This window comes from Pseudomonas sp. PF05, from assembly GCF_056521845.1.
Genome location: NZ_JBWLPW010000008.1, coordinates 148,456 through 168,958 on the forward strand (window position 1 = coordinate 148,456; position 20,503 = coordinate 168,958).

Genomic DNA, 20,503 nt, shown 5'->3' on the forward strand with positions numbered 1-20,503 from the left:
GAGGAGTCCAAGAAATGATAACCAAACAATTGATGATCGCATGCATGGTGGGCCTTTCCAGCAGCGCCTGGGCCATTGAACCTGGCCCCTCTTCGCCAGCACAGCAAGGCACCGAGAGCTGGATGCAACTGCAGATTCGCGGCGTGGTGGCCTCCACCAACCTGCAAACCGCCTCGGCCGCCGAACGCGAGATGGCCATGCAACGCTGGCTCAACAGCTTCAACTACCCGATCCCGGAGTTCTTTGAGCAGGACTCGGGAGGCGATATCACCAGTAGTAAATGAAACACGCCGGAAACGAAAAGACCGCAGCCCTCGCCAGCACCTACATTTGATCCGATGTAGGAACTGCCGAGGGCTGCGGTCTTTTGGCTTGAACGGTTGGCTGACCACTGGCAACAACCTGTGGTGAACACAAGGCTCATGGACACCCGGATCACCTGTGGGAGCCGAGCTTGCTCGCGATTGCGGTGGGTCTGCTTGGCATCGATGCTGAATGTGCCGCCGCCTTCGCGAGCAATCTCCCACAATGGGATCGGAGTACGACCGGGAGAGCCAGGCCGGCTATCAGGCCCCATCGCGAGCAAGCTTTGCTCCCACAGGTCCTGCTCAAACTGATCTGATGGGTGTACGGCCGGGAGAGATAGGTCGGCTATCAGGCCGTCTCGCGAGCAAGCTTTGCTCCCACAGGTCCTGCTCAAACAGATCTGATGGGCGTACGACCGGGAGAACCGCGTCGGCTGCCAGGCCGCCTCGCGAGCAAGCTCGGCTCCCACAGGTCCTGCTCACACTGATCTGATGGGTGTTACGCCCGGGAGAACCGGGTCGGCTATCAGGCCCCATCGCGAGCAAGCTTTGCTCCCACAGGTCCTGCTCACACTGATCTGATGGGTGTACGGCCGGGAGAGATAGGTCGGCTATCAGGCCGTCTCGCGAGCAAGCTTTGCTCCCACAGGTCCTGCTCAGGCAGATCTGATCGGCGTACGACTGGGAGAGCCAGGTCGGCTGTCAGGCCGCCTCGCGAGCAAGCTTTGCTCCCACAGATCTGATGGTTCCCACAGATCTGATGAGGTGTACGACCGGGAGAGCCAGGCCGGCTACTAGGCCGCCTCGCGGTGGACGTTGATCTCGGCGCCCCGTTAACCACGATGGCCGAACGCAGGCATTGCGTAGTGGGCCCACGGAGCAATGCCGGAGTGAGGGCATGCCGAGCCTAAGCGAGGCACCAAGTGGTGGGGCATGAAGCGTTTTGCTTACTTTTGACTGGGCCGGCTTCCGGGCTTCTCAAAAGTGAGTCGCCGTCAGGGCGAAACCCCAAGCAGCCGTTACCGCAGCAACGGATATGTACTCGATCAACAAAATCCAGGCCACCCGTCAGGCCGCCTTCGCGAGCAAGCCCACACAATGGGACAGTGGTGAACACAAGCCCCATGAACACCCACCGACCTACATATTCCCAAAAGCCCTGAACACACCGATCATGGCCGGACCAATAGCGACCAGGAAGAAACTCGGCCACAGGCAGAAGATCAGCGGAAAGATCAACTTGGTACCAATCTTGGCGCCCATTTCTTCCGCGGCCTGGGTACGCCGGTCGCGAAACTCATCGGCGTAGATCCGCAGGGTATCGGCCACGCTGGTGCCGAAACGGATACTTTGCGCCAGCAGGCTGACCAGGCCCTGGATATCCTCCAGACCGGTGCGCACGGCCAATTGCTTGAGGGCCTCGGTGCTGGTGATGCCCGCCCGGATCTGCGCATTGACCAGCGCCAGTTCCTCGGCCAGTTCAACCTGGCTGACCGACATCTCTTCAGCCACCCGCTCGATCGTCGTGGGCAGGGCCAGGCCCGACTCGACGCAAACCACCATCAGGTCCAGCGCATCCGGGAACGCGGCACGCAGCCGGCCTTGCCGTGCCTGCTTGCGCTTGCCGACGTAGATCGCCGGCAGCAACCAGCCAATGCCCGCCACAAGGGTCACCGCCAACAGGCCGATGGCCACGGAAACCTTGACCATCGGCAGCAGCAACAACGCAACGCCGACCATCAACAACGGCAACATCAGGCGCACCGCCCAATACATCTGCACCGCCGAGGCAGACCGGTAACCGGCGTGGGTCAGCAAGGTCTGGGTGGCGGACGTGTGGGCCTGGTCGGTCGAGGCAAAGCGCTGGCCGACCCGCTCCAACAAGAGCTGCAGGTTACTGGGCGCCTCCTGCCCCACAGCGTTGCCCGCGTAACCGCGCTTGATCAGCGCCAGGCGCCGCTGCACCGGATCCTGCAGGCCCAGCATCAATAACAGCAGCGCGACGGCCGCCAGCACTGTACTGAGGCCAATCGCGGCGATGAACAACAGGCGTGCCAGTTCTTCGTTACCGGTAAACCGACTCAACAATCCGAGCAAAAAGTCCATGACTGATACCTCTCGGCGCGCCAGCGCCTAAACCTGGATCCGGATGATCTTTTTTATCCAGAAAATTCCGATCAACATGGCGCAGAACGCACCGATGATCAGCTTGTGTCCTATGGGGTCGTTGATCAGCACCGGCATGTAGCTGGGACTGGTGAGCACGATGGCGATCGCCAGCACGAACGGGATCGCCACCAGCACCCAGGCCGACATGCGTCCTTCGGCCGACAGCGTCCTGATCTTGCGCTGGAAGCGAAACCGCCCGCGAATCAAGCGACTCAGGCGCTCCAGCACTTCGGTCAGTTTGCCGCCGGTCTCGCGGTGGATGAGGATCGAAGTCACCAGCATCATCACCGTCATGCTCGGCATGCGCTCCAGCAGGCCGAGCATGGCCCGGCGCACGTCGTTGCCATAGTTGATGTCGGAAAACGTCATGCCGAATTCCTGGGCGACCGGCCCCTTGTGTTCCTCGGCGACCAGACGCAGGGTTTCGTTGAACGGGTGCCCGGCGCGCAAGGCCCGGCACATGGCGTCCAGTGCATCCGGCAAACCTTCCTCGAAGGCGGCGAAACGCTTGTTGCGGTCACGCAGGATTTTCAGCACCGGTAGCCAGGTCGCGACGAACGTCGCCAGCAGCGCCAGCCACCAGACCGGCGAGACCATCAGCACCAAGGCACCCGCCGCCGCCCCCAGGGCCAGACCGAGCAGCATGACCCGATAAGCGCGGTATTCATGCCCGGCCTGTTCGATCAGTTGGGTCAGGTTGGCCATGAACGGCAGCTGTTCCAGGCGGGCTTCCAAGGGAGACAGACGCGTCAGGTATTTCTGCCGCAACACGGTCTGCATGTTGGGCAAGTGGTTGGCCTTCTCCAGTACATGCAGGCGACCGCGAATGCGCTTGCGCATCTTGCCAGCTTCGCCGAACACCGGCACCACCACGCCCTGGGACAGCAGGAACACGGCGATGAACACCATGCCGAGGAACATCAGGATGAATTCACTGGGGATATTGCTCATGACGTCCGGCCCTCCATCCACTCAGGACGAAACAAGGTCAGCGGCAATTCGATGCCGCGCTTGGCCAGCACATCGCGGAAGGCCGGGATCATGCCGCTGGGCCGATACTCCCCAAGCACCTCGCCATGTTCACCGATACCCTGGCGCACGAAGGAGAAAATTTCGGTCATGGTGATGATCTCCCCTTCCATCCCATTGATCTCTTGCATGCTCACCACGCGGCGCTTGCCGTCTTCTTGACGCTCCAGTTGGATCACCACATCGATGGCCGAGGCAATTTGTTGACGCATGGCCTTGATCGGAAAAGTCGCCCCGGTCATCGACACCATGTTCTCGACTCGCCCCAACGCATCCCGTGCGGTGTTGGCGTGAATGGTGGTCAGCGAACCATCGTGACCGGTGTTCATCGCCGTGAGCATGTCCATCGCCTCGGCGCCGCGCACCTCGCCGATGACAATGCGGTCCGGGCGCATCCGCAGGCTGTTGCGCACCAGCTCCCGCTGGCTCACCTCGCCTCGCCCCTCGATGTTCGACGGCCGGGTTTCCAGACGTACCACGTGGGGCTGTTGCAGTTGCAACTCGGCCGAATCCTCGATGGTGACGATGCGTTCGTTATGGGGAATGAAACTGGACAGCACGTTGAGCATGGTGGTCTTGCCGCTGCCGGTCCCGCCGGAGATCAGCACGTTCAGGCGCCCGCGCACGATGGCCTTGAGCAGCAAGGCAATGGCCGGGGTCATGGTGCCGACCTGGATCAAGCTGTCGGTGTTGAGCAGGTCCACGGCGAAGCGCCGGATCGACATGCTCGGACCGTCGATGGCCAGCGGTGGAATGATCGCGTTGACCCGCGAACCGTCCTTGAGCCGGGCGTCCACCAAGGGCGAGGACTCATCGATACGCCGCCCCAGGCTGGAAACGATGCGGTCGATGATGTTCAGCAAATGCTGGTCGTCGCGAAAACGCACGTCGGTGCGTTGCAACTTGCCGAAGCGCTCGACGTAGACCGAGGCAAACCCGTTGACCAGGATGTCGGACACGCTATGGTCGGCCAACAGCGGTTCCAGCGGCCCGAGGCCGAGCACTTCGTCGGTGATCTGCTTGATGATCAATTGCCGGCTGGCCGTACTCACCGGTGCCGAATGCTCCTCGAGCAGACGCTGGCAAATCTCGCGTATCTGCCGCGCGGCCTCGACGTGTTCGAGGGTATCGAGCAGCGACAGGTCCATGACCTTGAGCAGTTGCTGGTAGATCTTCTCCCGCCACTCGGCCTCCACCGGCGTGACCTGGCTGCGGGTTTCGTAGAGCACGTCGGGGATGGCCTGCTCCCAGGCCATCAGCGCGGCTGTCGGGTCCGGCTGGCCGTCGCCGGGCTGGGCGTCGGCTGAAGCCCCAGGTTTGACGGGCTGTTTGCGCAAGCGGTTACGAAAGTCGCTGATCATGGGTCATCCCCCGAAAAAACGGTTGAAGGCACGTTTAAGCAGGCCCTTGTCTGTGGCCATCTGGTGACCGACCAGGTCTTCGGTCAAATCGCGCAGGGCGGCGGTGATTGCCGCCTTCGGCGCATGCAGCCCCAACGGCACGCCAGTGTTCTGACTCTGGCTGACCAGGTTGAAGTCATTGGGCAATTTCGACAGGTTCGTGCAACGCAGGGCCTCGCCGATGTCCTTGAGGTTGACGGCGGCGGATTTGTCATAGCGGTTGACCACGATCTGCAACTGGTCCCCGCGCACGCCCAGGTCTTCGCGCAGGATGCGCACCAGGGCGCTGGCGTCGCGCAGGTGGCTGACACTCTGTTGCACCACCACGTACACCCGGTCCACCTGCTCCAGCACCGAGCCGGTGAGGTGATCAATCTGCCGCGGCAGGTCCACCACCACCCAGTCGTAACTGGCGCGGGCCAGTTGCAACAGGGCGTCGAGCTGTTCGGGTTGAGCGTCCTGGGGCAGGCACAACTCACCGGCCCGGCCACCGAGCACATGCAGGGTCGGGCTGAAGTGGCTGCAAAAGCCCCGCAGCGCGACGCTGTCCATGTCGTCGACCTGTTGCAGTACTTCCAGATGACTGTGGGACTGCGCCACATCCAGGTAATGGGTCACGCTGCCAAATTGCAGGTCCATGTCCAACAGCAAGGTATTGCCTGCCCGGGCGCTGAGTTGCTGGGCCAGATTGCACGCCACCAGGGTTCCGCCGGAGCCGCCCTTGGCGCTGATCACCGCGACCAGCTTCCCTTCGTTGCCGTTGCCAAGGCGGACGTCCACCACCAGACGATTCAACGCCGCCACCAATTCGGTATCGGCAATGGGTTCGGGCAGCACATCCCGGGCGCCGGCCTGCATCGCCAGGCGCATGCCTTCCTGCTCGCCCAAAGGGCCACACACCAGCATCGGCGGACGCTCATGGGCCGGACGTTGCAGCAAGGCTGACAACTCTTCGCGCCACAGGTGGCTAACGCGCAGCAACAGCAGGTCGGGCATGCGGTCCAGGCCGTAGAGCGGGTCGACATGGCCGTTGCTGACCAGGCGCGTGCTCACCTCAAGGCCAGGCATGCGCTGGCAGACGCATTGCAGGTCGCGCAGGGACGCGGCATCGCGGCTGCTGATCAGTATCCGCAGCCCGGCTCTGCCGGTAGTGGACGCAAGCGGAGTTTCCCTGGTGTTCAGCATGGTGTGATCTCCCCGGAATCGGAATGACGCCCAAGGCTTTCGCGTGGCAAGGTTGCCCGGAACGTGGGCAAGGTAATGGGCACGCCTAAGCCGGGAATGAACAGGTTGAAAACGAAATTCTGTACGCTCAACTGGACGTAACGGATGGCACGAAACCCAGTGACGCCAGACGTATCGGCCGGGTTTGCCACCACGGCCCCGTTGACATCCAGATAAGTCAGCGCCAGGTTCGAGGTCGCCAGGCTGCTGATCAGTTGGCTGGTGCCTGAATCCGTCGCTGCGTTGAAGATGGCCCGCCGCAACACCACCGGGTCGCTGATATTGCACACCGCGGCCAGCCGCGCACCGCGCCGCGCGGCTTCGTCCAGAGCGTTGACGGTGAAATACAACCGGCCCATTTCCAGCACGCCGAACAACAGGGTGAACACCAGCAGGCCAACGAAGGCGAACTCCACGACGTAAGTGCCGCGCATGTGTTTGTTATTCATCACAGCGCCCTCATGACGGTGGTTGCGACCAACTGGATGCCCAGTGGAATGGCGTTGCCAAAAAACCCGGGAATCGACCCATTGCAGCTGCCCGCACCAATCACCGGGCAGAAGGTGTAGGTAATAGTGACGCGCACATGATCGATGCCCACGGCGGCGACCTGCACGTTAGCCGTGGTCAACCCGGACACCACGGCGGTTCCGCTAGCGCTGGGCACGCCATACACCGCAACGTTTTTCGTCTGGGTCAGGAGCGTGCTGCTCAAAGCGACGGCGCCGAGGGTGGAGTTCCACGCCTGGCTGGCGACGAAGCGGTCGGCATCGCGACTGGCCTGCAACAGCACGTTGTACTGGTAGAGCATGCGGCCGAACTCGCCGAAGGCCAGCAGCAGCAACAGCAGCAATGGCAGCACCAGGGTGAACTCCACCAGTGCCACGCCTTGCTGGGCTTGCGCTGATTTGAAATGAGAAAGTCCCATGACGCCTCCTACGAGTCGGTGCTCGGAGTGCCGCTGCCGTTGAGATAGGTTTTGTAGAGCTGGATGATCTGTGGGCCGGAATCGGTGGACGGCGTCGGGCCGGGTACGTTGTCGCCCTCGCATTCCTGGACGAACTGGCCAAAGATGATCGACTCCGAACCACCGCCGCTTACCGGCTGCAGGACGAAATAGCAGCCGAACCCCAAGACCGGAATCGACGTCGAGCCACTCAGTTTCCCGGCGCAATCGCCAATCACGATCTTCAGCATCCGGCGCTCGAAAACCCCGTTGCTTTCACAACCGCTGGCGCCACCCGCCACACAGGCGGCGACCTGCGCCCGCCAGTCGTTGTAGTCCTGTATCGCCTCGCCACCCGCCGAGAGATCGCCGTTGCTCGAGGTGATGGCCTGGCCTTTGTATTGCGCCTGGGAGAGCGAATCGTTGTAGGTGATCGCCGGAGTGCCTGAAGCCGTGACCAGGTCCGGTGGGTAGTCCGAAGAACTGACTGGGCCGTTGTAGATACCGAAGCGCGTGTTCAAACCTTGGGAGGTTGGGCCGGCTTTATTACCTGGCGCGGTCTGGACGTTGTCGCCGACACTGCGGCAAACCGAGCCACCACCGGCCAGATCTTCCCGGACTGCACTGCCACCTGAGCCGAAATCCAGCAATTGGAAGTTGCCCGGGCCGATGGGCGAGGTGTTCCCCGCCGCCGTTTTCAGGACTTCCAGGTCACCAAATTGATACCCCCAGAAGTTGCCGGCGGCCGGGTTGTATTGAGTGGGATCGCCACAGACCATCAACGGCGCCAGGTCACAAGGAGAAGTGGGACTGGGCCCGGCGGTAGCGATCGCCGCCACGGCTTTGCCACCCAGGCCGCCGCTGCCCATCGACTGGACGAAACTCCAGAAAAAACCGTTGAGTTGATAGTTGGCAACCGACACCCGCACGTACTTGGCGTCCGTGGGGCCTGGGTAAGAGAACGGGCCATAGACACTGCTGGACAACTCCACTACCGCAAAAGCACCCGGATTGCCGGCGACGGCGGTTGCCAGCTCGGCATTGCCGGCGGCGTTGGCATTTCTGTTGAACGTGTCCAGGGCCGCCGCACGGGTGGTGCTGGCCATGTTGATGCCGCCACTGACCTGGCTCAGGGTCTTGGCGCCGCCCAGAGCCGCAGCATCCACTGCATTTTGCAGGCGCGTCTTGTTCAACAGCATGTGCCCACCATCCAGGGCCAACGCCGCCATCATGGAAATCGCCACCAGGGCAATCACCATCAGTACACTCACCGCCCCTCCCTGGCGCCGGATATTGGCATTCATCATCGAGCCCTCATTACAACGTTTGAGGATCGGCATCGCCACGGCCCGAAACGGCCTGGCATGGAGGTGTCACTCAGCGGATATTGATCACGCTGCTTTCAACCCCGCGGATCAACGTAATCGCCGCGCCTTGCGGCTTGGCACTGCGCTGCACCACAGGTTTTGGCAGTGCAGCGGCCTTCGCCATCACTGGCGCAGGGGCTGGCGGCGCAACGGCCACGGCTTTTTTCTCCAGGTTCAACGGGTTGCGCAAGGCCAATTGCAGCTTGCCTTCGGTCTGCGCAGTGACCAGCAATTCCGCTTCGCTGGCGGACATTTCCAGCGTCACGGCCCGCACCACTACCGGTTGGGTCTTGTCCGTGCCGGCGGTCTGGTCTACCGCCAGCACCCGCAAGTTTTCCAGGAGGGTCCGGGACGTCGCGGTGTTGCTGCCGGCGTTGGTGGTCTTGGTCGCCAAGACATCGACCCGGTTACCCGGCAAGAGGAAGCCACCCACGCCGACCACATCGTCCACGCGTACCGATATGGCCCGTTTGTCCGGTGCGATCAGCGAAGCCAGGGTGCTGCCGCCCAAGTGCTCGCTCAGACGCGCGCCCCGCACGATGTCGCCGCGCAGGATGTCGAAGGTGGCGATCTTGCCCACGGCCTGCTCGCTGGCATCGAAGGCGTCGTCCGGAATCGTGTCCATGGGCATGCGCACGGTGGTGACTTGCTGGGCCTCGACCATTTGCCCGAAGGGGATTTCCACCGTGGCGACCACGACGCTTCGCAAGTGGTCATCGGGGGTCGCGTTGAGTCGTGCGCTCAGCCAGGAGTCGGCCATCCATGCGGCACCAAGGCCCATTACCAGGGAAACGCCTATCAGGGGAAGCGTACGAGAGCTCATGTCGGTATCTCCAGATCAAAGGAAGTCGAGCTGAACGAAGTAGTTGTGCCAGGCCCATTCCAACTCTTGCGGCAACAGGGGCCCGGAACCGCCCAGGTAACGCTGGCGGTCGAGCGCCATGTTCAGCAGGTCACGGGGATGGCAAGGCACCAGCGGCATGCCTTCGCCTGCATACAGCCGCTGCAGGACATAACGCACCAGCAGCGGGTCATACGGGATGCCCAGGCGTTCGCACTCCTGGCGCCAGATTTGTTCGTACTCCTCGGGCTTGAGGTAGCCGAACTGAACTTTGTAGCCAATGCGCCGCAGGAAGGCCTCGTCGGCCAATTCGAGGGGATTGAGGTTGGTGGAAAACACCAGCACCAGGTCGAACGGCAATTCGCAATGGCGGCCGCCGCCCAGGTTGATGAAGTCGCGCTTCTCCTCCATGGGCACGATCCAGCGATTGAGCAATTCGGCCGGCGCCATGCGTTGGCGGCCCATGTCATCGATGATGAACAGGCCGTTGCTGGCCTTGAGCTGCAACGCCGCCTGGTATTGCCGGGTGAACGGGTCGTAGCGCACATCCAACTGTTCCATGCTCAGCTCGCCGCCGGTAATGACGATCGGGCGTTTGCAGCACAGCAGCCGGCGGTCGATGCCTTCGTTGAGCATCAGGTTGTTCGATTGGCCGTTGTCATCCAGGCGCTGGTGCACCTGCGGGTCGTAGATCTCGATCACCGACTCGTTGATGACGATGGCATGGGGCACCCAGATCGCCTCGGCAAACAACCGGATCAATCGGCTGCTGACATAGGTTTTGCCCGTGCCCGCCGGGCCGTAGATCATGATCGCCCGCCCGGAATTGAGGGCGACGCCCAACTGGTCGAGCATGCCTTGGCTCAGCACCAGGCCGGCCAGGGCATGGTTCATGTCCTTGGCGGTGATGCGGCCATGGTGAATGGTCTGGATCTTGATCAGCGAACGATAGGTGCTCACCGGGAACGGGGCAGCGCCGATGTAGCCGCTGCGGGCCAGGGCGTCACGGGCCGAACTGCGGCCGCGCTCGGTCAGGCCGTAACGCAGTGTCTGCCCGCCCGTTTGCCCCAGCTGGCCCAGCACTTCGACGCGACCGTCCTTGCGCAGGAACGCCAGGACCTCTTCGAGCACCGCGCCGGTCAGGGCCAGGCGCTCCACCAGCCGCGACATGTCCAGCACACCGGCGTCGTGCAGGTGCTTGCACACCAGCTCACCCAGGAAGCTTTCGGTCAGGCCGGTATCGCCAATGGTGCACGGCTGTGGCGCCAGGCGTTGGACTGCTTCCCGTTCGCTGGGGTAGGCATCGCTATCGTTGATGACGTGCATGACTAGACTCCCCAGCCGCCGGCAACCAGTTGCCAGTAGACGCTGTTCAAAGTGCCGATCAGGATCGCAATCGAATAAGGAAAGGGTTTGCCGGCCACTTCATCCGAGGTCGGCGCCAGATAGGACTGGGCTCGCACCATCAGCCAGTAGCGCCCCAGGGTCTGGAGCAGTTGGCCCCGGGCCAGGACAATCAGGAAACCGCACACACCGCCGGCGATCAGGCTGAACAGCGCGGCCCACAGTGCGTAATGAAAAGGCAGGAAGCTGCCGACCATGGTCATCAGCTTGACGTCACCGGCGGCCATGCCACCGACCGCGTACATGGGCAGGAACAGCCCGAAACAGATCAGCATACCCAGCAGGCTGTCGCCGAGGCCGCCAATCCCGCTGGTATAAATCTGGCTGGCCAATCCCAAGGCCAGGCCCAACAGCACCAGCGTGTTGGGGATGCGGTGGCGAAGCAGATCGCTCACCACCGCCACGCCCAGCAGTCCTAGCAGTAGTACCGTCGACACTAGCAATTCCATGGACATGATGCGTCTCCTAGGGGGGTTATCGTTAGCAGGCGACGTCGCCATTGGCGGCTTGGCACAACGCACGGATCTTGGTATCCACCACACCGCCCAGAAGGACGAATGCCGCTGCCACCAACACCGTGATCAAGCCCCCCGCCACCGCGTACTCAACAATGGTCAGGCCGTCTTCATCTTTGGCGAACTTGCTGATCGAAGTTTTTATCGTATGGAAAGTCATTTCATGAACCTCACGCTGATTAAGAAGTACTGCTAGAAACCTAGTGGGAGGGGGACAGCGCGAAGTCCATTTGATTTATTCGTTGTACTCACTGCTAAAGAGTTGCAAACGCTTATTCCTTGAAAGTTACCGTGTCCCCTTCGCTGCAAGTTGCCGCGGTCAGCAGGCAACGTTGCCGTTGACCGCCTGGCACAGTGCACGGATCTTGGTATTCACGGCGCCGCCCAGAAGAACAAACGCGGCGGCCACCAATACGGTGATCAGCCCACCGGCCACTGCATATTCCACAATGGTCAGGCCATCTTCATCCTTGGCGAACTTCAGTACCGAAGCCTTGATTGTTTGAAGAGTCATTTCGCACACCTCATCGGGGTTGTTTTCTCAAGGGGCAGTACATTGCGAACTGCCTGATGCAACCCTAGTCAGCAGGTGGTCATAGCCGTTAGGAGGATTTTGCACATCGCTAGGATTTTTTTGCGGGGATGGGAAGGAGCCGGGAGGTCGGAAAATCCACCTGTACCGCAGCGCTGGCGGGCGCTCGCGAGCGTCCTATGGCGGGGCCGGCGCTAAAAAATCGCATTTTTATAAAAAATTATTCGGCGAAGTGATGGCACAGTGACAATACTGCTAGCTAAAGGGCAGGAAGAACCTCTGGGTAGTCGTCCTATGGCGCCAAATCTGACCGAAAAACCAAAGCTGTTATGGTTCGATCTGACTCACGATCGGTCCACCAAAGAACTGCTCTCCCAGTTCCAGGACACGTGCGACTGCACGCTGGCAAAGAACGCCATGCTGCCCAGCGGGGAACAGGTCGACATGATCTGCATTCACTTCGATCGCCCGGACACCCCGGGCCTGCGGCGCCTGTTGGAGATCAAGCGGACCGTTCCTGCTACCCCTATCACCATGTTCACCGTGCAGCACTCCGAAGAGCTGGCGGTGTGGGCCATGCGCTCCAGCGTCTGGGAATACATGGTAGTCCCCCTGACTGCCGCCGAGCGAAAGCGCTACCTGACAGCCGTGGTGCAACTGTGCGAGTTGCGCCGCACGAGCAATGGCCGGGCAAAGGCCTCGCAGATCGACCACTCCCCAACCCTGCCGGACAGCATCCGCCTGACCTCCGGGCACCAGAAGCACCAGGCTCTGAGCCACATCATGCTGTACATCGACCAGCATTTTCGCGACAGCATCGATCAGCGCGACCTGGCCAAGCGCTGCGGCATGACCACATTTCGCTTCAGCCGGGTGTTCAAGGAAGCCAACGGGCTCGGCTTCACCGACTACGTGCTGAACAAACGCATGAGCTTTGCCAAGGAACTGCTCGACAACAGCCAGATGCCCATCACCAGCATCGGCTACGAGGCAGGCTTCAAGGACCCGTCCTACTTCGCCCGCGCCTTCAAGCAATACGCCAGTTGCACCCCCAGTGAATACCGCCTTGCGTACCAGATGCGCAACTCGAACCCCGCACCGGCACCTGCGGACGAAGCGGCTCTGGAAGCGATTGAAAACCTGGTACACAGCCTTGAGAGCTGAGCCGGGTTCGTTCAGCAAAGCCGGTAGTCAGTGCGCGGCGCCCAGACTCACGGGGCGAGCTTTCTTCTCTCGATAGGTGTGGACAGGACAATGCTGGTACGCGTCTCACCATACGCATTGATTTTCGCAATAATGTCCTCGATCTCAGCCATGGACCTGGCGTAGATCCGGATCAGATAGGAGTCGTTCCCCGTGATGTGCAGGCACTCAACGACTTCGGGTATGTCGGTGAGCGTCGCTATTAATTTGGATTTCGCCGGCTTGAGGGTGGTGATGCCGACGACAGCGGATATGCCGTACCCCAGCTTGGTTGGATCTAACTGAGCGCAATAGCCCTTGATGACCCCTGAGTCTTCAAGTTTGCGCAACCTGTCATGGGTGGCAGGAATGGAAAGACCGGCGTGCTTGGAAAGCTCTGTGATGGAAATGCGTCCACAGTCCTGTACCTTGCCCAGGATTTTGACGTCTATACGATCCATGTGCGTTTCCCCTTGTGTGACTCTTTCGATCAGGTTTCCGTGGCCAACATGACGCCAGTGACTACCTGGTAGACCCCCAGGATGGTGATGGTCGCCCCTGAAAAGTAGTTGATCAGCCTTAGCTTCGATTCGGCAATCCGCGCCTTGAAAACGGCGGAGAACCCGCTCAACCCCAGCCACCAGGCCGCCGAGCCCAGGAATATACCTGTCACCATCGGCAGCACCGTGTATTGGCTGCCCTGATCACCGGCCAAGCCATCACTCAACGCGGCAAATATCGCGATAAACGACAAGATGGTCATGGGGTTCGATAGCGTCAAGAACAGCGTGGTCGAGTAGGCTTTGAACATATTGGCCCGCTCGCCCGCCATGGCGGTCGTGCCAGCCTTCGATCGTATTGTTTGATAGCCAATGTAGGCGAGGAACAACCCGCCAAAGATACACAACCAAGGTTTAAAGCTGATCAGCGTCGCAATGATGGCTGTGATACCCAGGGCACCGATGAATCCATAGATCGAATCGGCTGTGGCCGCACCCAATCCCGTGGCGAAACCGGCCTTCCACCCAAGCATCAGACTTCGCTGTATGCACAGCAGCCCAATGGGTCCTACAGGGGCTGCAATGCACAGCCCGATGACCAGCGATTTAACGAAAATCAGCATAAATGCATCTCCAGAAGGTTCCTGGAAGGTTAGGAGAAGTGCATTTTTTTAGGAATGAACTATTAATTTTCTTAGCGGCTTTCCCTTAATTTTTGCAGGAAATACTCTCACTCCCCCTTCAATATTAAGGAAAATCGTCATCACCTCCCTCAAACAGCGCAAGTCCCCGGTTAAAGGACCGTGAGCGCCGAAACATAACCTTGGGCATTGAACTGGCTTTTTTACGCGCATAAAAAAACGCCGCTCATATGAGCGGCGTTTTTTTGAATTTGGAGCGGGAAACGAGACTCGAACTCGCGACCCCGACCTTGGCAAGGTCGTGCTCTACCAACTGAGCTATTCCCGCAAATGGCGTCCCCTAGGGGACTCGAACCCCTGTTACCGCCGTGAAAGGGCGGTGTCCTAGGCCACTAGACGAAGGGGACACGCTGCCCGGAACACATGGTGTGTGTTCCAGTGCCCAGATCCGCCTCCGAAGACTTGGTTCTGGTTTCACTCAGCCCTGCCCGAAAGCAACGCTGTTTAAAATTGGAGCGGGAAACGAGACTCGAACTCGCGACCCCGACCTTGGCAAGGTCGTGCTCTACCAACTGAGCTATTCCCGCATTGGCGTCCCCTAGGGGACTCGAACCCCTGTTACCGCCGTGAAAGGGCGGTGTCCTAGGCCACTAGACGAAGGGGACACACGTACAACATTCACTGCCTACAGCGTTTGGCTGAGTGCTTTACGCTGTAAGTGGCGCGCATTCTATGGATGGATTGAAGGGTCGTCAACCCCCAGATATAAATTTATTTAAATCAATGACTTCGCCCGGTTTTGGGGCGATCCGGACATTTTGCCCGCCCGGTCTCTGACGCCTATATTCTGTCACCCGCCGAGACGCTATAGTCGCGCCCGGCAAATGATGGCAATGTGCACTCACCCGGTTATGCCTATAAACAGCACGACGCCCGTCTAATCGCGTCGCTCGGGCCTATGCGCTTAAAAGCCAAGCCACTACACTCATGACATGCGTACCACAATAAAGAGGTCTTACCGGTGACACCACTCATGATCACCCTGCTCGTCGTAGCCGGGATCGCCCTGTTGATCGCCATTGGCTACATGAACCACGTGGTGGAAAACAACAAGCTGGAAAAGGCCCGCACCAAGGTAGAACTCAACGACCGTATGCGTCGCTGTGGCGAGCTCACCGAAACCTTCCCCGGGCAGTTGATGAACCCTGCCCTGAAGTTGTTGATGACGCGCCTTGAGATGAACGTCTGCCAGCGCTTGCTGAACCTGGATAAAACCAATTCCACGGTCAAGGCACGCCTGGACGAATTGAGCGCACTGGCCGCCCAGGGTGAGTCGATCCCGGTGAACAACCCACCGGCGCCGATCCAGACCGAAGCCAAGGCCAAGGACGTACGCTTTCTGCTCGAGGCCTTGCACGGCCAGATCACCCGCGCCGCCCAGGACGGTTTCCTGCCGCCTAACGAAGCCAAGCGCTGGATTCGCGAGGTGCGACATATCCTGGTGCTGCTGCACATCGAGTTCTTCAACAACCTCGGCCAGCAAGCCCTGCAGCAAGAACAGCCCGGGCAGGCCCGCCTGGCCTTCGAGCGCGGCGTGCAGTACCTGCGCAAGCAACAGGAACCCCAGGTCTACGCCGAACAACTGGCCTACCTGGAGAAACTCCTGGCTCGCGCCAACGCCCAGGTGCTGGCGAGCACCCAGCCGGTCGAAGGCGAGGTCAATCAATTGACCGAAGGCTTGAAGGACGACGAAATAAACGACGAGTGGAAGAAGAAGAAGGTTTACGACTGAGAATTCATAGTCGGATACACCGCCCCGCTGGGCTGTGCCCTGTAGGAGCTGCCGAAGGCTGCGATCTTTTGATTTTCAACTCAAGCGCCAGCGCAAAGATCGCAGCCTCGTTGCACTCGTCAGCTCCTACAGCCCAGCGGGGCGGTGCGACGTCTCGCTAAATCCCCTCGCCACAGGGCTGCATCGCCTTTGTCACAACCTGAAATGCCCCACCATCCCTTTCAGCTCAACCCCCAATTGCGCCAGCTCGATGCTGGAAGCGGCATTGCCGCGCATCGCCATGGAGGATTGATCAGCGCTGGCACGAATACTGGTGACACTGCGATTGATCTCCTCGGCCACCGAACTCTGCTGCTCGGCCGCCGCCGCGATCTGTTGGTTCATCTGTTGGATCAGTGATACCGCCGCCGCAATACTGCCCAAAGCGCTTTCGGTCTGCAGCGCATCGCTGACCGCCATCTTCACCAACTCGCCGCTGCTCTGGATCTGCTGCACGGAAGCCTGGGCCGCTGAACGCAAGGCGCTCACCAGTCGCTCGATCTCCTCGGTGGACTGTTGCGTGCGCCTGGCCAACGCCCGCACCTCATCGGCCACGACCGCAAAGCCCCTGCCCTGCTCCCCGGCCCGGGCGGCCTCGATAGCCGCATTGAGTGCCAACAGGTTGGTTTGCTCGGCCACACTCTTGATCACACTCAGCACCGTGCCGATGTTCTGGATCTCGGCGCTGAGGCTTTCGATGCTGGAACTGGCCGACGTGGCCGAATCGGCCAACTGCTCGATGCGCACCATGCTCTGACGCACCACCTGTTGACCGCTCTCGACTTTGTCGTCGGCAGTCTGGGCCGCTTGTGCGGCTTCTTCGGCATTGCGTGCCACATCATGCACAGTCGCCGTCATCTGGTTCATCGCCGTGGCGACCTGCTCGGTTTCCTCTTTCTGGCTGCTGACTTCAAGGTTGGTCTGTTCAGTCACGGCCGACAGCGATTGAGCCGAATTGGCCAATTGCTCGATACCGGCCTGCAAGCCGCTGACGATACTGCTCAGCCCCGCGCCCATCTGCTGCATCGCCAGCATCAACTGACCAATTTCGTCCCGGCGCGTCACTTCGACCGTGGCACTCAAGTCACCCGCCGCAATCTGCTGGGCCACGCGAATGACACTGCGCAGCGGTGTCACGATCAGCCGGGTTATGACCCATGCCGCGATCAATCCCACCAGCAACGCCAACGCCGACGAGCCGATGATCAGCAGCGAGTTTTTCTTCAGTTCGGTCTGCATGGCATGGTCTTCGGCACTGAAGGCCTGATCAACCCGCGCCACCACCTGGTCGGCCCGCTCGTGCAGTTGCTGGTAGACGACTTTTTCCTTCGCCAACAGGCCGGTGTATTCGGCCAATTGTTCATTGAACCCGGCGATATGCCCGGCCACTTCATTCAGCACGGTCTGGTAACCCGGGTCCTTGACGGTGGTCTTGAGCACCTCGGCCTGTTTCATCGCCTGCTCAGCCTGTTCGATGCTGCCTTCTCCGGCGCCTTCAACATTGCCTTTGCGGCTCTGGTCCAGGCGGACCCGCGCTTCGTTCATGGCCTGCAACATCAACCGCGATACTTCGCTGACCTGGTTGGCCTGCTCGATGAACTCGGCCCCCTCCTTGCCTTCGGTGTCTTTCAGGGTGTAGGCGCCGTCATCCGCCAGCCCGGCCTGCAACACATCCAGGTTATTGGCGACGCTGGACACCGACCAACTGGCCATCTCCAGCGCCAGGTCCTTGCTCTGGCTCAGCCCGACAAATTCGTCGAACGCCTTGCGATACGCGGCCAGCGCCTGCTCCACGTCGTCCATCACCGGCACGTTGGCAGCCGACTGCACCTTGAGTTCGTTCGCCTGGGCCACCAGCCCATCGACGCCCTGGCGCAGGGCATCGGCTGTCTTGGGGTCGGAGCGCGAGGCGTACTCCTGCTCCAGCAGCCGGACCTTGAGCAACCCGCTGTTGAGGGACGACATCTGTTTCAAGCCATCGAAGCGATGGCTGATGGTCTGCAGGGACCAGACGCCGATGGCTGCGACCACAGCGGTCAGCAGCAGCACCAGGACAAATCCGATACCCAGTTTCTTTGCCATACCCAGGTTGGCAAAACGTCCTTGCACGGCCGAAATCATTGCGCCCAGTCCTCTGCCAGTGTGTGTTGATTGCAGATTCGCAACGAGACGCCCTGCAACACAAGATGCTGGCGTCGGAATAATGGCAAAAAGCTACAGCCGCGTCGTTTTCAGGACACTAGAGGTCGATCCAGAGCCGTGGCCCGGAAGAACGCCAGTGCCCTGGGGTCACGGGCATACGCCACGTTGATCCGCAGCCAGTCACTGTCGGCGCCCGAAGGGCTGAACGCGGTACGCGAAGACAGCAGCACGCCGAAACGCCTGGCCAGACGTCGTACTCCAGCATAGTCACTGATCGGCGGCCTTGCCCAGATGAAAAGCCCGCCGGCCGGTTTGCCAAAAACCTCCCAGTCGGCGTCCTCCATTATCTGCAACAACGCCGCCATATCGGCCCCCAGACGCTGCCGCTGGCGCTGGACCAGCTTGCGATAGGCGCCATTGGCCAGGAGGCAGGCAAGGACCGACTCACTGAACCGAGATCCACCCATGCTGGTAATGCCCTTGACCTCGCTCAGGCGCGTGATGATGGACGGACCGGCCACCACGAAACCGACGCGCAACGAACTGCTCAGGGTTTTCGAGAAACTGCCCACGTAGACCACGTCGGGATCCAGCGCCGCCAGCCGGGTCCGTGCCGAACTCTGGAAATCGCCATAGGCATCGTCTTCGATCACCAGCACGGCATGTTCCTTCGTCAATTGCAGCAGCCGTTGAGCGATGGCCGGAGCCAGGCTGCTGCCGGTCGGGTTATGGCAGGCACTGTTGATGAACAACGCAGTGGGCCTGTGCATCGTCAGCAGGTCTTGCAGCGCATCGACGTCCGGGCCGCGGGGGGTCCTGGGCAGTTCGATCATGTCGATGTCGTGCAACCTGAGCAGGTCGAACAGGCTTGAATAACCGGGGCTCTCCACGACCACGCAGGAACCCGGCGACAACAGCGTGCGTACGATCAGATCCAGCCCATGGGTCGCCCCGGTGGTGGTCAGGATCAGGTTCTTATCGGCCTCGATATTGAGTTTTTTCAGGCGCCTGGACAGTTGCTCGCGCAGGGCGGGCAGCCCCAACGGGGTGCTGTAGTTGAACAATCCCGCCATGTCAGTGCGAGTGACCTGACGGATCGCATAGCCCAGGTCATCACTTTCACGCCAGCTCTCGGGCAACCCGCCACACCCCAGCTTCAATTCCCATTGCGAGCTGTCGCCCCCATCGACGAGCATGTCCTGCTGTCGACTCTGATCGGTGGGCTCGGGTACGGGCGAAGGGGGCGGTGCGACAAAAAAACTGGAACCGTGGCGGGATGCCAACAGGCCTTGGGCGACCAGGCGTTCACACGCCTCATTGACGCTGGACTGGCTGAGCAGGTTCTCCCGAGCCAATTGGCGCACGGATGGCAGCCGAGTCCCCGGCTGCACCGCATCCTGTCGGATCCAACCGGTCAGCGCGTCGACGATTTGCTGCACGACAGGCACCAGGGCCTGTCGGTCGATTCTCAACTCCATGAGTAACCAAGCTCCTAAGCGTTTGTTTTATCTCCGGAAACAGTTAAGCACAGGCCGCTACGGGACGATGTACGACAATGTCGCAAAAACCGCCATTTCTCACTCTTTGAAACACATTGAGGGCCGTTCCGAAGTGTTTTCGGCCCCACACGAAAAAGCCCGCAACCAGTGCGGGCTTTGTCCTACAAACTGAGGGGGCAGGTCCTCAGAACGCCGTGACGCCGCCGTCCACCGCCAAGGAATGGCCCGTGGTGAAAGCCGCCCCGTCGCTGCACAAATACAGCACTGCGCTGGCGATTTCCTCGACTTTGCCGATACGCCCCACCGGGTGCATGGCATTGGCGAACTCGCCTTTTTTCGGGTCCGCTTCATAGGCACGACGGAACATGTCGGTGTCGATCACCGCCGGGCAGACTGCATTCACGCGGATTTTTTTCTTGGCGTATTCGATGGCGGCCGATTTGGTCAGGCCGATCACGGCATGCTTGGAAGCCGCATAAATACTCATCTTCGGCGCGGCGCCCAGGCCTGCCACCGAGGCCGTGTTGACGATCGCGCCGCCGCCCTGGGCCAGCAGTAATGGCAACTGGTACTTCATGCACAGCCAGACGCCCTTCACATTGACCCCCATGATCGCGTCGAACTCATCGAGAGTACCGTCGGCTAGCTTGCCTTTCTCGATCTCGATCCCCGCGTTGTTGAAGGCGTAGTCAAGACGACCGTAGGTCTTGATTACCTCGTCCATCAGATGCTGCACATCGTTTTCCAGCGTCACGTTGCAGCGCACGAACACCGCTTCGCCGCCCGAAGCACGAATCGACTGCACCGTGCCTTCGCCACCCGCCACGTCCAAGTCGGCCACCACCACTTTCAGGCCTTCTGCCGCGAACGCCTGGGCAGTGGCCCGGCCGATGCCAGCAGCGGCGCCGGTGACTACGGCTACCTGTCCGGAAAACGTCATGCTCATTGTCTGTTCCTCGAAGAATGCGGGAGATGC

The 20,503-nt window shown here is 60.7% G+C and carries 20 protein-coding genes, 4 tRNA genes and 1 pseudogene; 3 read left to right on the plus strand and 22 right to left on the minus strand.

The features are described 5' to 3' along the window. Positions 1 to 14: 14 nt before the first annotated feature. Positions 15 to 284 (plus strand): DUF3613 domain-containing protein, encoded by a 270-nt coding sequence (locus AC09SL_RS15350; RefSeq protein ID WP_058546601.1) that lies wholly within the window; start codon positions 15 to 17, stop codon positions 282 to 284. 1,161 nt (positions 285 to 1,445) lie between these two features. On the opposite strand, the gene AC09SL_RS15355 is transcribed toward AC09SL_RS15350, so the two are convergent. The 12 genes from AC09SL_RS15355 to AC09SL_RS15410 form a co-directional block, all read right to left on the minus strand. Next, positions 1,446 to 2,411 (minus strand): type II secretion system F family protein, encoded by a 966-nt coding sequence (locus tag AC09SL_RS15355; RefSeq protein WP_058542917.1) that lies wholly within the window; start codon positions 2,409 to 2,411, stop codon positions 1,446 to 1,448. Between the two features lie 27 nt (positions 2,412 to 2,438). Continuing rightward, complete coding sequence (locus tag AC09SL_RS15360) at positions 2,439 to 3,425, minus strand: type II secretion system F family protein (protein WP_058542918.1); 987 nt, start codon at positions 3,423 to 3,425, stop codon at positions 2,439 to 2,441. After that, positions 3,422 to 4,864 (minus strand): TadA family conjugal transfer-associated ATPase, encoded by a 1,443-nt coding sequence (locus AC09SL_RS15365; RefSeq protein ID WP_058542919.1) that lies wholly within the window; start codon positions 4,862 to 4,864, stop codon positions 3,422 to 3,424. Before AC09SL_RS15365 ends, AC09SL_RS15360 begins: the two co-directional genes overlap by 4 nt. A 3-nt stretch (positions 4,865 to 4,867) precedes the next feature. After that, positions 4,868 to 6,088, minus strand: coding sequence for an AAA family ATPase (locus AC09SL_RS15370; protein WP_058542920.1), 1,221 nt, complete (start codon positions 6,086 to 6,088; stop codon positions 4,868 to 4,870). After that, the gene (locus AC09SL_RS15375) at positions 6,082 to 6,576 is read right to left on the minus strand and encodes a TadE/TadG family type IV pilus assembly protein (protein WP_058542921.1); all 495 of its coding nucleotides are present in this window, start codon (positions 6,574 to 6,576) and stop codon (positions 6,082 to 6,084) included. The genes AC09SL_RS15370 and AC09SL_RS15375 overlap by 7 nt, the downstream gene beginning before the upstream one ends. Continuing rightward, positions 6,576 to 7,055, minus strand: coding sequence for a TadE/TadG family type IV pilus assembly protein (locus tag AC09SL_RS15380; protein ID WP_058542922.1), 480 nt, complete (start codon positions 7,053 to 7,055; stop codon positions 6,576 to 6,578). The genes AC09SL_RS15375 and AC09SL_RS15380 overlap by 1 nt, the downstream gene beginning before the upstream one ends. Positions 7,056 to 7,063: 8 nt before the next feature. Then, the gene (locus tag AC09SL_RS15385; protein WP_058542923.1) at positions 7,064 to 8,380 is read right to left on the minus strand and encodes a TadE/TadG family type IV pilus assembly protein; all 1,317 of its coding nucleotides are present in this window, start codon (positions 8,378 to 8,380) and stop codon (positions 7,064 to 7,066) included. Positions 8,381 to 8,450: 70 nt separating this feature from the next. Continuing rightward, a complete protein-coding gene (cpaB, locus tag AC09SL_RS15390) occupies positions 8,451 to 9,263 on the minus strand; it encodes a Flp pilus assembly protein CpaB (protein WP_058542924.1) in 813 nt (270 codons plus the stop codon). A 15-nt stretch (positions 9,264 to 9,278) separates the two neighbouring features. Then, a complete protein-coding gene (locus AC09SL_RS15395) occupies positions 9,279 to 10,607 on the minus strand; it encodes a P-loop NTPase family protein (protein WP_058542925.1) in 1,329 nt (442 codons plus the stop codon). A gap of 2 nt (positions 10,608 to 10,609) precedes the next feature. Next, entirely contained in the window at positions 10,610 to 11,140 is a 531-nt protein-coding gene (locus AC09SL_RS15400) for an A24 family peptidase (protein ID WP_058542926.1), read from the minus strand. Between the two features lie 25 nt (positions 11,141 to 11,165). Then, positions 11,166 to 11,360: a Flp family type IVb pilin gene (locus tag AC09SL_RS15405; protein ID WP_064106983.1), complete on the minus strand. Its 195-nt coding sequence runs from the start codon at positions 11,358 to 11,360 to the stop codon at positions 11,166 to 11,168. Positions 11,361 to 11,519: 159 nt separating this feature from the next. Continuing rightward, a complete protein-coding gene (locus tag AC09SL_RS15410; protein WP_008070254.1) occupies positions 11,520 to 11,714 on the minus strand; it encodes a Flp family type IVb pilin in 195 nt (64 codons plus the stop codon). Positions 11,715 to 12,026: 312 nt separating this feature from the next. Between AC09SL_RS15410 and AC09SL_RS15415 the strand changes: the two genes are divergently transcribed. Next, positions 12,027 to 12,896: a response regulator transcription factor gene (locus tag AC09SL_RS15415; RefSeq protein WP_058542491.1), complete on the plus strand. Its 870-nt coding sequence runs from the start codon at positions 12,027 to 12,029 to the stop codon at positions 12,894 to 12,896. Between the two features lie 47 nt (positions 12,897 to 12,943). Here AC09SL_RS15415 and AC09SL_RS15420 read toward each other — a convergent pair whose 3' ends face one another. The 6 genes from AC09SL_RS15420 to AC09SL_RS15445 form a co-directional block, all read right to left on the minus strand. After that, positions 12,944 to 13,375: an Lrp/AsnC family transcriptional regulator gene (locus AC09SL_RS15420; protein ID WP_058542490.1), complete on the minus strand. Its 432-nt coding sequence runs from the start codon at positions 13,373 to 13,375 to the stop codon at positions 12,944 to 12,946. Between the two features lie 29 nt (positions 13,376 to 13,404). Continuing rightward, positions 13,405 to 14,037, minus strand: a complete 633-nt coding sequence (locus tag AC09SL_RS15425) for a LysE family translocator (protein WP_058542489.1) — start codon at positions 14,035 to 14,037, stop codon at positions 13,405 to 13,407. Positions 14,038 to 14,307: 270 nt separating this feature from the next. Then, a tRNA-Gly gene (locus AC09SL_RS15430) sits at positions 14,308 to 14,383 on the minus strand. A gap of 3 nt (positions 14,384 to 14,386) precedes the next feature. After that, a tRNA-Glu gene (locus AC09SL_RS15435) sits at positions 14,387 to 14,462 on the minus strand. A gap of 104 nt (positions 14,463 to 14,566) precedes the next feature. After that, positions 14,567 to 14,642: transfer RNA gene (locus tag AC09SL_RS15440), tRNA-Gly, on the minus strand. A 2-nt stretch (positions 14,643 to 14,644) separates the two neighbouring features. Continuing rightward, positions 14,645 to 14,720 (minus strand) — tRNA-Glu (locus AC09SL_RS15445). Positions 14,721 to 15,088: 368 nt separating this feature from the next. Between AC09SL_RS15445 and AC09SL_RS15450 the strand changes: the two genes are divergently transcribed. Beyond that, positions 15,089 to 15,847, plus strand: a complete 759-nt coding sequence (locus AC09SL_RS15450; RefSeq protein ID WP_058543156.1) for a hypothetical protein — start codon at positions 15,089 to 15,091, stop codon at positions 15,845 to 15,847. A gap of 192 nt (positions 15,848 to 16,039) precedes the next feature. Here the strand turns inward: AC09SL_RS15450 and AC09SL_RS15455 are convergent, their stop codons facing one another. The 4 genes and pseudogenes from AC09SL_RS15455 to AC09SL_RS15470 all read right to left on the minus strand — a co-directional run bounded on the left by AC09SL_RS15455 (position 16,040) and on the right by AC09SL_RS15470 (position 20,473). Beyond that, entirely contained in the window at positions 16,040 to 16,921 is an 882-nt protein-coding gene (locus AC09SL_RS15455; RefSeq protein WP_413468871.1) for a methyl-accepting chemotaxis protein, read from the minus strand. Continuing rightward, a pseudogene (locus AC09SL_RS15460) lies at positions 16,901 to 18,007 on the minus strand (HAMP domain-containing protein); the annotation flags it as partial. The pseudogene AC09SL_RS15460 and the gene AC09SL_RS15455, both read right to left, overlap by 21 nt. A 110-nt stretch (positions 18,008 to 18,117) precedes the next feature. Then, positions 18,118 to 19,506 (minus strand): aminotransferase-like domain-containing protein, encoded by a 1,389-nt coding sequence (locus AC09SL_RS15465; RefSeq protein WP_058543158.1) that lies wholly within the window; start codon positions 19,504 to 19,506, stop codon positions 18,118 to 18,120. Positions 19,507 to 19,711: 205 nt separating this feature from the next. Next, positions 19,712 to 20,473 carry an SDR family oxidoreductase gene (locus AC09SL_RS15470; RefSeq protein WP_058543159.1) on the minus strand — a complete coding sequence of 254 codons (762 nt, stop codon included), beginning with the start codon at positions 20,471 to 20,473 and terminating at the stop codon, positions 19,712 to 19,714. Between the last annotated feature and the right edge of the window lie 30 nt (positions 20,474 to 20,503).

Excerpts from the sequence above, each read along its gene's own strand:
- AC09SL_RS15355 (WP_058542917.1), bottom strand. The coding sequence starts at position 2,411 with ATGGACTTTTTGCTCGGATTGTTGAGTCGGTTTACCGGTAACGAAGAA.
- AC09SL_RS15370 (WP_058542920.1), bottom strand. The coding sequence starts at position 6,088 with ATGCTGAACACCAGGGAAACTCCGCTTGCGTCCACTACCGGCAGAGCC.
- AC09SL_RS15405 (WP_064106983.1), bottom strand. The coding sequence starts at position 11,360 with ATGACTTTCCATACGATAAAAACTTCGATCAGCAAGTTCGCCAAAGAT.
- AC09SL_RS15455 (WP_413468871.1), bottom strand. The coding sequence starts at position 16,921 with ATGCTGGCGATGCAGCAGATGGGCGCGGGGCTGAGCAGTATCGTCAGC.
- AC09SL_RS15350 (WP_058546601.1), top strand. The coding sequence starts at position 15 with ATGATAACCAAACAATTGATGATCGCATGCATGGTGGGCCTTTCCAGC.
- AC09SL_RS15360 (WP_058542918.1), bottom strand. The coding sequence starts at position 3,425 with ATGAGCAATATCCCCAGTGAATTCATCCTGATGTTCCTCGGCATGGTG.
- AC09SL_RS15470 (WP_058543159.1), bottom strand. The coding sequence starts at position 20,473 with ATGAGCATGACGTTTTCCGGACAGGTAGCCGTAGTCACCGGCGCCGCT.
- AC09SL_RS15395 (WP_058542925.1), bottom strand. The coding sequence starts at position 10,607 with ATGCACGTCATCAACGATAGCGATGCCTACCCCAGCGAACGGGAAGCA.
- AC09SL_RS15415 (WP_058542491.1), top strand. The coding sequence starts at position 12,027 with ATGGCGCCAAATCTGACCGAAAAACCAAAGCTGTTATGGTTCGATCTG.
- AC09SL_RS15410 (WP_008070254.1), bottom strand. The coding sequence starts at position 11,714 with ATGACTCTTCAAACAATCAAGGCTTCGGTACTGAAGTTCGCCAAGGAT.
- AC09SL_RS15375 (WP_058542921.1), bottom strand. The coding sequence starts at position 6,576 with ATGAATAACAAACACATGCGCGGCACTTACGTCGTGGAGTTCGCCTTC.
- cpaB (WP_058542924.1), bottom strand. The coding sequence starts at position 9,263 with ATGAGCTCTCGTACGCTTCCCCTGATAGGCGTTTCCCTGGTAATGGGC.
- AC09SL_RS15380 (WP_058542922.1), bottom strand. The coding sequence starts at position 7,055 with ATGGGACTTTCTCATTTCAAATCAGCGCAAGCCCAGCAAGGCGTGGCA.
- AC09SL_RS15400 (WP_058542926.1), bottom strand. The coding sequence starts at position 11,140 with ATGTCCATGGAATTGCTAGTGTCGACGGTACTACTGCTAGGACTGCTG.
- AC09SL_RS15465 (WP_058543158.1), bottom strand. The coding sequence starts at position 19,506 with ATGGAGTTGAGAATCGACCGACAGGCCCTGGTGCCTGTCGTGCAGCAA.
- AC09SL_RS15425 (WP_058542489.1), bottom strand. The coding sequence starts at position 14,037 with ATGCTGATTTTCGTTAAATCGCTGGTCATCGGGCTGTGCATTGCAGCC.
- AC09SL_RS15365 (WP_058542919.1), bottom strand. The coding sequence starts at position 4,864 with ATGATCAGCGACTTTCGTAACCGCTTGCGCAAACAGCCCGTCAAACCT.
- AC09SL_RS15420 (WP_058542490.1), bottom strand. The coding sequence starts at position 13,375 with ATGGATCGTATAGACGTCAAAATCCTGGGCAAGGTACAGGACTGTGGA.
- AC09SL_RS15385 (WP_058542923.1), bottom strand. The coding sequence starts at position 8,380 with ATGATGAATGCCAATATCCGGCGCCAGGGAGGGGCGGTGAGTGTACTG.
- AC09SL_RS15450 (WP_058543156.1), top strand. The coding sequence starts at position 15,089 with ATGATCACCCTGCTCGTCGTAGCCGGGATCGCCCTGTTGATCGCCATT.